At 72.9% G+C, this 11,081-nt stretch carries 15 protein-coding genes; 2 read left to right on the top strand and 13 right to left on the bottom strand.

Annotated elements, in window-relative coordinates; genetic code table 11:
- The 4 genes from H9624_RS16210 to infC form a co-directional block, all read right to left on the bottom strand.
- Positions 1-646 (bottom strand): TrmH family RNA methyltransferase (locus H9624_RS16210; protein ID WP_251840937.1); only part of this gene is annotated, 646 nt, incomplete at its 3' end.
- An 8-nt stretch (positions 647-654) separates the two neighbouring features.
- Positions 655-1,035, bottom strand: a complete 381-nt coding sequence (gene rplT / locus H9624_RS16205; RefSeq protein ID WP_251840936.1) for a 50S ribosomal protein L20 — start codon at positions 1,033-1,035, stop codon at positions 655-657.
- 30 nt (positions 1,036-1,065) lie between these two features.
- The gene (gene rpmI, locus H9624_RS16200; RefSeq protein WP_251840935.1) at positions 1,066-1,260 is read right to left on the bottom strand and encodes a 50S ribosomal protein L35; all 195 of its coding nucleotides are present in this window, start codon (positions 1,258-1,260) and stop codon (positions 1,066-1,068) included.
- A gap of 80 nt (positions 1,261-1,340) precedes the next feature.
- On the bottom strand, positions 1,341-1,997 hold the full coding sequence (gene infC, locus H9624_RS16195; RefSeq protein ID WP_504740269.1) for a translation initiation factor IF-3: 657 nt from the start codon (positions 1,995-1,997) through the stop codon (positions 1,341-1,343).
- Between the two features lie 235 nt (positions 1,998-2,232).
- Here infC and H9624_RS16190 point away from each other — a divergent pair, with 235 nt between their 5' ends.
- The gene (locus tag H9624_RS16190) at positions 2,233-2,934 is read left to right on the top strand and encodes a hypothetical protein (protein ID WP_251840933.1); all 702 of its coding nucleotides are present in this window, start codon (positions 2,233-2,235) and stop codon (positions 2,932-2,934) included.
- On the top strand, positions 2,931-3,668 hold the full coding sequence (locus tag H9624_RS16185; protein ID WP_251840932.1) for a trypsin-like peptidase domain-containing protein: 738 nt from the start codon (positions 2,931-2,933) through the stop codon (positions 3,666-3,668). Before H9624_RS16190 ends, H9624_RS16185 begins: the two co-directional genes overlap by 4 nt.
- 3 nt (positions 3,669-3,671) lie before the next feature.
- On the opposite strand, the gene H9624_RS16180 is transcribed toward H9624_RS16185, so the two are convergent.
- The 9 genes from H9624_RS16180 to H9624_RS16140 form a co-directional block, all read right to left on the bottom strand.
- The gene (locus tag H9624_RS16180; protein ID WP_251840931.1) at positions 3,672-4,472 is read right to left on the bottom strand and encodes an SseB family protein; all 801 of its coding nucleotides are present in this window, start codon (positions 4,470-4,472) and stop codon (positions 3,672-3,674) included.
- Positions 4,469-5,200, bottom strand: a complete 732-nt coding sequence (gene priA, locus H9624_RS16175; protein WP_251840930.1) for a bifunctional 1-(5-phosphoribosyl)-5-((5-phosphoribosylamino)methylideneamino)imidazole-4-carboxamide isomerase/phosphoribosylanthranilate isomerase PriA — start codon at positions 5,198-5,200, stop codon at positions 4,469-4,471. Before priA ends, H9624_RS16180 begins: the two co-directional genes overlap by 4 nt.
- A 35-nt stretch (positions 5,201-5,235) precedes the next feature.
- The gene (gene hisH, locus H9624_RS16170) at positions 5,236-5,883 is read right to left on the bottom strand and encodes an imidazole glycerol phosphate synthase subunit HisH (RefSeq protein ID WP_251840929.1); all 648 of its coding nucleotides are present in this window, start codon (positions 5,881-5,883) and stop codon (positions 5,236-5,238) included.
- 17 nt (positions 5,884-5,900) lie between these two features.
- Complete coding sequence (locus H9624_RS16165) at positions 5,901-6,437, bottom strand: hypothetical protein (RefSeq protein ID WP_251840928.1); 537 nt, start codon at positions 6,435-6,437, stop codon at positions 5,901-5,903.
- Entirely contained in the window at positions 6,434-7,039 is a 606-nt protein-coding gene (gene hisB / locus H9624_RS16160; protein ID WP_251840927.1) for an imidazoleglycerol-phosphate dehydratase HisB, read from the bottom strand. Before hisB ends, H9624_RS16165 begins: the two co-directional genes overlap by 4 nt.
- Complete coding sequence (locus tag H9624_RS16155; protein ID WP_251840926.1) at positions 7,036-8,166, bottom strand: histidinol-phosphate transaminase; 1,131 nt, start codon at positions 8,164-8,166, stop codon at positions 7,036-7,038. The genes hisB and H9624_RS16155 overlap by 4 nt, the downstream gene beginning before the upstream one ends.
- 63 nt (positions 8,167-8,229) lie before the next feature.
- On the bottom strand, positions 8,230-8,985 hold the full coding sequence (locus tag H9624_RS16150) for an iron ABC transporter ATP-binding protein (RefSeq protein WP_251840925.1): 756 nt from the start codon (positions 8,983-8,985) through the stop codon (positions 8,230-8,232).
- Positions 8,982-10,004 (bottom strand): iron chelate uptake ABC transporter family permease subunit, encoded by a 1,023-nt coding sequence (locus H9624_RS16145; RefSeq protein WP_251840938.1) that lies wholly within the window; start codon positions 10,002-10,004, stop codon positions 8,982-8,984. Before H9624_RS16145 ends, H9624_RS16150 begins: the two co-directional genes overlap by 4 nt.
- Before the next feature lie 46 nt (positions 10,005-10,050).
- The gene (locus H9624_RS16140; protein WP_251840924.1) at positions 10,051-11,037 is read right to left on the bottom strand and encodes an ABC transporter permease; all 987 of its coding nucleotides are present in this window, start codon (positions 11,035-11,037) and stop codon (positions 10,051-10,053) included.
- Positions 11,038-11,081: the final 44 nt, after the last annotated feature.

Here is an 11,081-nt window from a genome sequence, read left to right as displayed (position 1 = left end):
GGGGGGGCCGGGCGCGGCGCGCCGCGTCGGCGAGGGTGTCGAGGTCCCACTCACCGTCGGCGGCCGCGGCGAGCACCTGGACGCCGTCGGCCCGCAGGGCGCCGACCGTCGCCGCGAGGTCCTCCACGGGGACCACCGGCAGGTGGAACAGCGAGCCGGCGGTCGAGCGCACGGCCTTGGGGTTGAAAGGCTCCACGCTGCCGGGGCCCAGCACGACGGCGTCGGCCCCCGCTGCGTCCGCGGCGCGGACGATGGTGCCGAGGTTGCCCGGGTCGGCCGCCCACGGCAGGACCGCCACGAGGCGCAGCCCGCGGCCCGGCAGCGACGCCGCCTCGGTGTGGACGACGGCGAGGACGCCCTGGGCGTCCCCGCTCATCGCCGCGAGCACCTCGGGGGTGGAGAGGTGGACGTGGGCCACCGCCCCGCGGGCGGCGGCGAGGATCTCCGGGTACCGGTCGGCGGCGTCCTCGGTGAGGTAGAGGTCGCGCACCCGCTCAGGGGCGTGGCGCACGGCCTCCCGCACGCCCTGCGGTCCCTCGACGAGGAACTGGCCGTGGCGCAGACGCGCCGAACGCCCGGACAGCCGCTTGACCATCCGCACCCGATCGGATCGGGGGTTGGTCAGCAGGTCCGGGCGTTCGGTCATGAGGAACGTCAGGCGGCAGGCGCGTTGACGTCCTCGGGCAGGTTGGCCTTGGCCACCTCGACGAGCTGGGCGAAAGCCGCCGCGTCGTTCACCGCGAGCTCGGCGAGCATACGACGGTCCACCTCGACACCCGCGGCCTTGAGGCCCTGGATGAAGCGGTTGTAGGTCATGCCCTCGGAGCGGACCGCAGCGTTGATGCGCTGGATCCACAGCCGCCGGAAGTCACCCTTGCGGGCCTTGCGGTCGCGGTAGTTGTAGGTCAGGGAGTGAGTGACCTGCTCCTTGGCCTTGCGGTACAGACGCGAGCGCTGGCCGCGGTAACCGCTGGCGCGCTCGAGTGTCGTCCGGCGCTTCTTATGGGCGTTGACCGCCCGCTTGACGCGTGCCACGTCGTTTCTCCTTCAGTATGGGGCGGCTTGTTACTTGCCGAGAAGCTTCTTGATCCCGGGGGCGTCCGCCGGAGCGACCGCCTTGTCCATGGCCAGGCGGCGGGTCCGCTGGCTGGACTTGCCCTCGAGGAGGTGCCGGCGGTTCGCCTGCTCACGCATGAGCTTGCCGCTGCCGGTGACCCGGAAGCGCTTCTTGGCACCGGAGTGCGTCTTGTTCTTCGGCATCGTCTTCCTCATTCGGGCCGCGCCGGGGCACGGCCGTGTCTGCCGGCTCGCGCCGGTACCTGGCTTTGACGTAGCGGCTGCTACGCCTCCTGCGTGGCCTCGTCCGGGGCCTGGGTGGCCTCGTCGTTGACCGGGGTGTTCTCGGCGGCCTGCGGGGCGTCGCCCTGGGCAGCCTGGTCGGCCTCCCGCTTGTCGCGGGCGCGGCGCTGGTCGCTGCGGCCGCCCTGCTTCTTCTTGTGCGGGCCGATGACCATCGTCATGTTGCGCCCGTCGAGACGGGGCGAGCTCTCGATGGAGCCGAGGTCGCTGACGTCCTCGGCGAGACGCTGCAGCAGCCGCATCCCCATCTCCGGGCGCGACTGCTCGCGGCCACGGAACATGATCATGACCTTGACCTTGTCGCCGCCCTCGAGGAACCGCACGACGTGACCCTTCTTGGTCGCGTAGTCGTGCGGGTCGATCTTGAGGCGGAACCGGATCTCCTTGAGCGCGGTGTTGACCTGGTTGCGACGGGCGTCGCGCGCCTTCTGGGCCGACTCGTACTTGAACTTGCCGTAGTCCATGAGCTTGGCCACGGGCGGACGCGCATCGGGTGCGACCTCCACGAGGTCGAGATCGGCCTCCTGGGCCAGACGCAGGGCGTCCTCCACACGGACAACGCCCACCTGCTCGCCGCCGGGTCCGACAAGGCGGACCTCCGGCACACGGATGCGGTCGTTGATACGGGGCTCGCTGATGTGCTGCTCCTCCTGCTCGTCGCTGTCTGCGAACGAAGAAGGCCTCCGTCCACAGGTGCGTACGGAGGCCTCACAGGGGTCGCTGCACGGTGTCACCCGTGCCGAGGGTTACCCCTCAGCGACCTTTGGACCCGGACTCTGTCGCTCTTGCGAGACTGTCGAGACAAGGTGGGAGAATCTCCGCTTGCACACCGGAACACGCGTTCCGGTCGGTCAGTCTGAGAGACTAGCACGCATGAGCAGCCGGACGCACAGGGACCAGGGCCCCGAGACAGCCCCGGTCCCCAGCGTACCCGCGGAGTTCCCGGCCGTTGTGGGCCAGGAGGAGCAGGACGGTGCGCGAGATCACGGCCGTCGCCGGTGGGTCGTGCCCGTGCTCGCCGTCGCGCTCGTCCTCTCCCTCGCCGCGGCCGGCTACCTGCTCGCCCTCGCACGTGCCTGGGAGGACCGGGCGGGGACGCTCGAGGAGACCGCCCGGGACCTGGGCGGCGAGCTCGGCCAGGCGCGCGCCGACCTCGAGGAGTCGCGCAGCACCCTCGCGCTCGTGGAGAGCCAGCTCGAGGTCGCCCAGGGGCAGATCCACGAGCTCGCCGACGCCGTCGCCCAGACGGGCGACGACCGCGAGGTGCAGCGGCAGGTGGCCGAGTACCAGGCCCAGCTCTCGGCGAACGCGGCTGCCGTGGCGGGGGCGATGGACGAGTGCATCGCCGGCCAGGAGGACCTCATCACGCACCTGGAGGAGGCGGCCCGGCCCACGCCGTCGCCCACGCCGTCGGCCTCGGCCTCGGCCGGCGAGGACGCCGATGCCGACGCGGACGACGAGGAGCCCGAGGCGCCGGAGGTCGACGTCGCCGCGCTGCGCGAGGAGGTGGCGGGCCGCTGCGCCCTCGCGGAGGAGGCTCACACGAGCCTGCAGGAGAGGCTGGACGACCAGTGAGGACCGCGCGCCGCGCCGCCCTCGGGCTCGCCACGCTCGCCGTCCTCGCGGGCTGCGGCGTCGTGCCCGCGATGCCCGGCGACCTGCCCGACGACTTCGTCCCCGACGTCGAGGCGCCCCACCTCGCCGACCCCGGCGCCCTGTCCCCCGACGGCGTGGACGCGGCCGAGCGGATGGCGGTCCGCATCCGCAACGTCGGGTGCGGGGAGCTGACGACCGGGTCGGGCTTCGCCCTCGACGAGCGCACCGTCATCACCAACCGGCACGTCGTCGACGACGCCGACCGCCTCCAGGTGACGACCTACGACGGCCGGGAGATCGACGCGGTCTCCGCGGGCGTCGCCGACGTCGCCGACCTCGCCCTCCTGCGCACCGCCGAGCCCCTCACCACGGTGCCGGGCCTCGCGGAGGTCGACGCTGCCGTCGGCGACGAGATCACCGTCGTCGGCTACCCGCGCGGTGGCCAGCTGACGACGGCGGCCGGCTCGGTGCTCGGCTACGAGCTCGACACGCTCGGCTCGGACCTCGGCATGGTCGGCCGGTCCAACGCGCGCGTGGACCACGGGTCCTCGGGCAGCGCGGTCCTCGGCAGCGACGGACAGGTCGTCGGCGTCGTCTACGCGATGGACGTGTGGGGCAACAGCTACCTCGTGCCGGTGAGCACGCTCCACGACCTCCTCGCCGAGGAGGCCTTCGAGCCGATCACCTCGTGCCGGGACTCCGCCGGGGACTGAGCCTCAGCCGGCGACGGCCATCGGGTACAGCTCGAGGGAGTCGACCCGGTCGGTGAAGACGGGGTCGGCACTCAGCGCCTCCTGGGCGCGGGTGACGGCGTCCATCATCTGCTCGCGGCTGAGGCCCGGCGCCAGGGCGAGCAGGGCCCGCAGCTCGCTGCGCTCCCCCCGCTCGAGGCGGACCGCGGTGAGCTCGGTGATCCCGCGCAGCGCGTCGACGGCCACCTGGGTGAGCTCGGGGTCGCGCCACGACGGCAGCCACGGCTCGTTGTGGACGATCGACCACACGGCGGGCCGCCCGAGGAGCACCGTCACCGGTCCGGCGGCGTCCAGGACGAGCATCGAGTCGGCGTCGGACACGGCCGCCAGGGCGGCGCGCACCCCCTCGACCGGGACGGGCCGGGCGGTCGCGTCCCACGCCTGCATCGCCTCGACCGAGCTGAAGACGGGCAGCGCCGCCCGCCCGTCGGGGGTGCGCACGGAGACCATGGCGGCGGAGGCGCAGGCGTCGGTCTGCGGGTCCCCCGAGCCGTGCTTCGTGTGCCCGGCGACGGAGCCGTCCTCCTCGAGCCCGGGGTGGGCGTGGGCGACGACCGGCACGATGACCCGCGCCGTGCGCAGGACGTCGGCGACGGCGACGAGCCGCTCCGCCTCGTCGGCGGCGCCGAGCGCCTCGACGAGCTCGGCGGGCGCCGTCCCGTCGTCACCGGAGAAGGGGTTCGCCTTGAGGGTGCGGCCGGCCCACGGCTGGCCGGCGGAGTCCGCCTGGCCGCCGGGCATCATCGCGGGGGGAAGCGGGCTCACGGACGCCCCGCGACGTCCAGCGCCTCGGGAAGGGTGAAGGCACCGGCGTACAGGGCCTTGCCGACGATGGCCCCCTCGACGCCCGCGTCGACGAGCGTGCGCAGGGCGGCGATGTCCTCGAGGGAGGAGACGCCGCCGGAGGCGACGACGGGGGCCTCGGTCCGCTCGCACACCTCACGCAGGAGGTCGAGGTTCGGGCCGGTGAGCATGCCGTCCTTCTTGACGTCGGTGAGGACGTAGCGCGCGCAGCCGTCGGCGTCCAGGCGCGCGAGCACGTCCCACAGGTCCCCGCCCTCGCGGGTCCAGCCGCGGGCGGCGAGGGTCGTGCCGCGCACGTCCAGGCCGACGGCGATGCGGTCGCCGTGGCGGGCGATGGCCTTGGCGGTCCACTCGGGGTTCTCGAGCGCCGCGGTGCCGAGGTTGACGCGGCGGGCGCCGGTGTCCAGGGCGCGCGCGAGGCTCTCGTCGTCGCGGATGCCGCCGGAGAGCTCGACGGCGACGTCGAGCTCGTCGACCATCCGGGCGAGCAGCTCGGCGTTGGAGCCGCGCCCGAAGGCGGCGTCGAGGTCGACGAGGTGGATCCACTCCGCGCCCTGCTCGGCCCACGCGCGGGCCGCCTCCCCCGGGTCGCCGTAGGAGGTCTCGGAGCCGGCCTCGCCCTGGACGAGGCGGACGGCCTGCCCGTCGACGACGTCGACGGCAGGGAGCAGCTCAAGGCGGCGGGACATGCACATTCTCCTCGGTCGGCGCGACGCGCGGCGCGTCAGCGCAGGGTGCTCAGCCAGTTGCGGAGCAGCTGGATGCCGGCCTCGCCGGACTTCTCGGGGTGGAACTGGGTGGCCGACAGCGCGCCGTTCTCGACGGCGGCGACGAAGGGGGTGCCGTGCTCGGCCCACGTGACGAGGGGGCGCTCGAGCGGCGAGCCGGACTCGAAGTCCGACGTCGGGTCCTCCTGGACGGCGTAGGAGTGGACGAAGTAGAAGCGCTCGTCCTCCAGCCCGTCGAACAGGGTGCTGCCCTCGGGCGCACGGACGGGCGACCAGCCCATGTGGGGGACGATCGGGGCGGCGAGCCGGTCGACGGTGCCGGGCCACTGGTCCAGGCCGGACGCGTGCTCCCCGTGCTCCTTGCCCGCGGCGAACATCACCTGCATGCCGACGCAGATGCCCAGGACGGGGCGTCCGCCGGCGAGGCGGCGCTCGATCATGCGGGGTCCGCCGACCTCGCGCAGCTGGCGCATGACGGCGGCGAAGGCCCCGACACCGGGGACGACGAGGCCGTCCGCCTCGGCGACGACGTCGGGGTCCGAGGTGAGCTCGACGTGGGCCCCGGCACGCTCGATCGCCCGGACGGCCGAGCGGACGTTGCCCGAGCCGTGGTCGAGGACGACGACGTTCGGCTGGCTGGTCACCGCAGGAGTCTACGCGCTCAGGGCCGGGGCTTGCGCAGGCCCTTGGCGAACATCCGCGCTGCCTTCCAGCGCGGGAGGTCGCCCGAGCGTGCGTGGCCGGGCACGTCGGTCACCCGGACGCGGCCGAGGACGAGGTCCTCCACGACGTCGTCGGCGCCGGCGAGGACGAGCCCCACGGCGACGTCCTCCCCGCGCTCCCCGCCGGCGTACCGGCGGGCGGTGAGCTGCCCGGACAGGCCGCGCTCGAAGCCGGCGTCCTGGGCGAGGGAGGCGGTGATGAGCACGACGCCGGCCTTGGTGAGCCGGGACAGGGTGCGGGCCACCTCGTCGGCGGCGGCGGGCACCTCCTCACCGGTGGCGCCGAGGAGCTCGCCGATGTCCCAGTCGTCCGACGGCGGCGCCTCCGGGGCGGGCTCGAGCTCGACGACGGCGACGGCACCGGAGCGTGAGGGCACGACGTGGACGTCGACGTCCTGCATGGCGCACAGCCCCGCGAGCGCCGACGCGGACGCGACCGGCGTGAGGACGACGGCGACCGCCGGGATCTCGCTCACAGTGCTCCCTTGGTCGAGGGGATCCCCTCGACGCGCGGGTCGGGTGCGACGGCGAGGCGCAGCGCCCGCGCGACGGCCTTGAACTGCGCCTCGACGATGTGGTGCGGGTCGCGGCCGGCGAGGACGCGCACGTGCATGGCGATGGCCGCGTGGTGGGCGATCGACTCGAGGACGTGGCGGGTGAGCGAGCCGGTGAAGTGGCCGCCGATGAGGTGGTACTCCTGCCCGGCGGGCTCGCCGCTGTGGACGAGGTAGGGCCGCCCGGAGACGTCGACGACGGCCTGCGCCAGCGCCTCGTCCAGCGGGACGAGCGCGTCACCGAAGCGGGAGATGCCCCGCTTGTCCCCCAGCGCCACCTTGAGCGCCTCGCCCAGGGTGATGGCGACGTCCTCGACGGTGTGGTGGGCGTCGATGTGGGTGTCGCCCGTCGCGCGGACGGTGAGGTCGATGAGGGAGTGCTTGCCCAGCGCGGTGAGCATGTGGTCGTAGAAGGGCACCGTCGTCGAGATGTCGGTCCGGCCGGTGCCGTCCAGGTCGAGCTCGACGACGACGCTCGACTCCGAGGTCGTGCGCTCCAGTCGCGCGGTTCGCGTCCCAGTCACAGCCCGAGCACCTCCTGTAGGGCCACCCGGAAGGCGGCCATCTCCGCAGCGGTACCGATCGATACCCGCAACCATCCTGGCGGACCGACGACCCTGATGAGAACTCCGCGGTCCAGCAGCCCCTGCCACACCCTCTCACGGTCCTCGAGGTGGCCGAAGAGGACGAAGTTCGCGTCGGAGTCCGCGACCGTGAGGCCCTGCTCGCGCAGCCACGTCACCGTGCGGTCGCGCTCGGCGCGCAGCTCGGCGATCTGCGCCATGAGGGCGCCGCGGTGGCGCAGCGCGGCCCGCGCGACGGCCTGGGTGACGGCGGACAGGTGGTACGGCAGGCGCACGACCCGCAGGACGTCGACGAGCTCGGGCGCCGCCGCGAGGTAGCCGACGCGGGCGCCGGCGAGGCCGAAGGCCTTGGACATCGTCCGGCTCACGGCCAGGTGCGGGTAGCGGTCGAGCAGCGCCAGGGCGCTTGGGGTGCCCTCGCGACGGAACTCGGCGTAGGCCTCGTCGACGACGACGACGCTCGCCGTGGGGGCGCCGTCGGCACCCGCCGGCCCGGTCGTGAGCGCCGCCTCGGCGACGGCCTCGATCGTCGCGAGCGGCAGCGCGGTGCCGGTGGGGTTGTTGGGGCTGGCGAGGAGCACGACGGCGGGGCGGTGCTCGCGCAGCTGGGCGACGGCGTGCTCCGGGTCGAGGGTGAAGTCCGCCTCGCGGCGGCCGGTCACCCACGCCGTCATCGTGTCGCGGGCGTACTCGGGGTACATCGAGTACGTGGGCGCGAAGGACAGCGCGGTGCGGCCCGGGCCCCCGAAGGCCTGGAGGAGGTGGAGCATGACCTCGTTGGAGCCGTTGGCGGCCCACACGTTCTCGGCGCCCAGGCCGGTGGCGCCGGACTCGACACCGAGGTAGTCGGCGAGGTCGGCGCGCAGCGCGAGGAAGTCGCGGTCCGGGTAACGGTTGAGCCCGGAGCCCACCTCCGCGACGGCGGCGGCGAGGTCGGCGACGACCTCCGCCGACGGCGGGTGGGGGTTCTCGTTGACGTTGAGGAGCACCGGGACGTCGAGCTGCGGGGCCCCGTAGGGGGTCAGGCCCGCCAGGTCCGGACGCACCGGGAGAGAGGTGGGAGGCACCGGAGCAGTCTACGGCGCCCGGCCGCGGCACCGGCCGGGGGTCTCGCGTGCCGGGAGCCGCCGTCAGTAGTAGACGGCCAGCGCGCCGTTGGGCCCGTCGATGACCTGGACGGGGGTGTCGAAGACCCGCGTGAGGACCGTGTCGGTCATGATCGACTCGCAGGTGCCGAACTCGGCGACCTTCCCGTCCTTGACCGCGCAGATGTAGTCCGCGTAGTGGCTGGCGAAGTTGATGTCGTGGAGGACGACGACGATCGTGCGGCCCAGCTCGGCCGCGGCCCGGCGCAGGTGCTTCATCATCTGCACGGAGTGGCGCATGTCGAGGTTGTTGAGCGGCTCGTCGAGGAGGACGAACTCGGTGTCCTGGCACAGCACCATGGCGACGTAGGCGCGCTGGCGCTGCCCGCCGGAGAGCTGGTCGAGGTAGCGGTCCTCCAGGTCCCCCAGCTCGAGGAAGTCGATGGCCTGGCTGACGAGCTCCTCGTCGACGGCGGTGAGGCGTCCCTTGGAGTAGGGGAAGCGGCCGAAGGCGACGAGCTGGCGCACGGTGAGCCGGGTGATGAAGTGGTTCTCCTGGCGCAGCACCGAGACGATCTTGGCGAGGTCCTTGGAGGCGGTGCTCGTCACGTCGTAGCCGGCGATCTCGATGGTGCCGGCGTCCAGGCCGAGCAGCCGCCCGATCATCGTGAGGAGCGTCGACTTGCCCGCCCCGTTGGGGCCGATGAGGGCGGTGATGCCGCCGGCCGGGATGGTGAGGTCGACGGGGCCGATGACGACCTCGCTGCTGTAGTCCTTCCGGACATCGCTCAGGGTGATCACAGGCGTCCCTTCCGCAGGATGACGACGAGGAAGACGGTGCCGCCGACGAGCTCGATGATGATCGAGACGACGCCCTGGGCGTAGAAGACGTGGTTCATGACGAAGTACGCGCCGGCGAGGACGACGAAGCCGACGAGCACGGCCACCGGGAAGACGTGGCGGTGGTCGTGGGTGTCGGCGAACTGGTAGGCGAGGGTCGCCACGAGGAAGCCGAAGAAGGTCATCGGCCCGACGAGCGCGGTCGAGACGGCCATGAGGACGGCGACGAGGAGCAGCACCTTGACGAGCTCGCCGCGGTGGCTCAGGCCCAGCGACGTCGTCGCGTCCTTGCCCAGGGCCAGCACGTTGAGCCGCCGGGCCCGCGCCCACAGGAGCCCGCCGGCCACGAGGACGAGCGGGACGGCCACCGGCAGGTAGGAGGCGTCGGCCTTGGTCACCGAGCCGAAGAGGCGCGCGGTGAGGACGTCGAACTCGCTCGGCGTGAGCAGCCGCTGCATGAAGGTCGACACCGAGCCCAGGCCGCCGCCGATGACGATCCCGATGAGGAGCATCACGTGGAGGTTCCCGTGCTTGCCGGACAGCAGCCAGCCGTACAGGGCCACGGCCAGGCCCACCATGAGCCCGATCTGGAGGACGAACTGCGGCAGGCCGGTGAGCGCGACGATGCCGGCGGCGCCGAGGAAGTAGACGGCGGCGGTCTGGACCGCGACGTAGAGGGACTCGAAGCCCATGATCGAGGGCGTGATGATGCGGTTGTTCGTCACCGTCTGGAAGCTCACGGTGGCGATCGCCTGGCAGAAGGCGACGATCGCCATGACGAGGACGTTCTTCAGCCGCAGCTGGGCGATGCGCCAGAAGCCGTCGGAGCCGGCGGGCATGGGGTTGTCCCACGCGACCAGTCCGGCCGCGAGCGCGAGCGCGAGGACGGCGAGGGTGACGACGACGGCCACGTAGCGCCGTCGGGAGCGGGTGGTGGGCAGCGGCCCCGAGGAGCGCCGGCGGGGCGCGGCGGCGGGCAGCGGGGGCGTCGTCCGGGGCGTGGTCCGCGTCGTCGCGGGCAGGAGGCTAACCACGACGACGCTGCCGGAGGATGAGGAGGACGAAGACGGCGGCGCCGAGGACGCCGAGGATGAGGGACACGGGCACCTCGAAGGGCATGATGATCGTCCGGCCGACGAGGTCGCAGGCGGCGACGATGCCGATGCCGAGGAGGCAGACCCACGGCAGGTTGCTGCGCAGGTCGTCCCCGCGGACGAGCGAGACGATGTTGGGGACGATGAGGCCGAGGAAGGGCAGGTTGCCGACGACGACGGTCACCACGCCCGTCGCTACGGCGATGAGGCCGGTGCCGAGCAGGATGACCTTGTTGTAGTCGAGGCCGACGTTGGTGGCGACCTCCTTGCCCAGGCCCGCGACGGTGAAGCGGTCCGCGGCGATGAAGACGACGACGACGACCACCGCGACGATCCACAGCGGCTCGTACTGGCCGCGCAGGACCGAGGTGAAGCTGCCCGCGAACCACACGCCGAGGTTCTGGAGCATGTCGGTCTGCAGGGCGATGAAGGTCGACACCGAGCCGACGACGGCGCCGAGCATGATCCCGACGATCGGCACGATGAGCGAGGAGCGCAGCGAGACGCGGCTGAGGAAGAGGAAGAAGAGCATCGTGCCGATGAAGGAGGCGACGATGGCCCCGCCCATCCGGGCGGCGATGCTCGCGCCCGGGACGAGGATGGTGACCGCGAGCAGACCCAGGCCCGCCCACTCGGTGGTGCCCGTCGTCGTCGGCTCGACGAAGCGGTTCTGGGTGAGGAGCTGCATGACGAGCCCCGACATCGCCATCGCGGCCCCGGCGAGGACGAGGGCGATGGTCCGCGGGACGCGCGTGATGGCGAACATCTGCGCGCCGTCCTCGGACCCGACGACGTCGTAGACGCCGGTGAAGAGGGACAGGACGAGGAGCGCGCCGACGACGGCGACGCCGACGAGGAGCCGCCAGTCGAGCAGGCGGCCCTCGGGCCGGGTGCGGGGCCCGGCGGCAGTGGTCGTCATCGTCATCCTCGTCGTGGGGTGGTGGGGGGGGGGGGGCGGGGGGG

This window comes from Oceanitalea stevensii (assembly GCF_014837105.1).
GTDB lineage: Bacteria > Actinomycetota > Actinomycetes > Actinomycetales > Actinomycetaceae > Oceanitalea > Oceanitalea stevensii.
The sequence above is the reverse complement of the archived record's forward strand: the minus strand, read 5'-3'. Positions and strand labels throughout refer to the sequence as shown.

Bases quoted from the DNA above. Each gene is read 5' to 3' on its own strand.
- rpmI (WP_251840935.1), bottom strand. From the start codon at position 1,260: ATGCCGAAGAACAAGACGCACTCCGGTGCCAAGAAGCGCTTCCGGGTC.
- H9624_RS16190 (WP_251840933.1), top strand. From the start codon at position 2,233: ATGAGCAGCCGGACGCACAGGGACCAGGGCCCCGAGACAGCCCCGGTC.
- H9624_RS16140 (WP_251840924.1), bottom strand. From the start codon at position 11,037: ATGACGACCACTGCCGCCGGGCCCCGCACCCGGCCCGAGGGCCGCCTG.
- priA (WP_251840930.1), bottom strand. From the start codon at position 5,200: ATGTCCCGCCGCCTTGAGCTGCTCCCTGCCGTCGACGTCGTCGACGGG.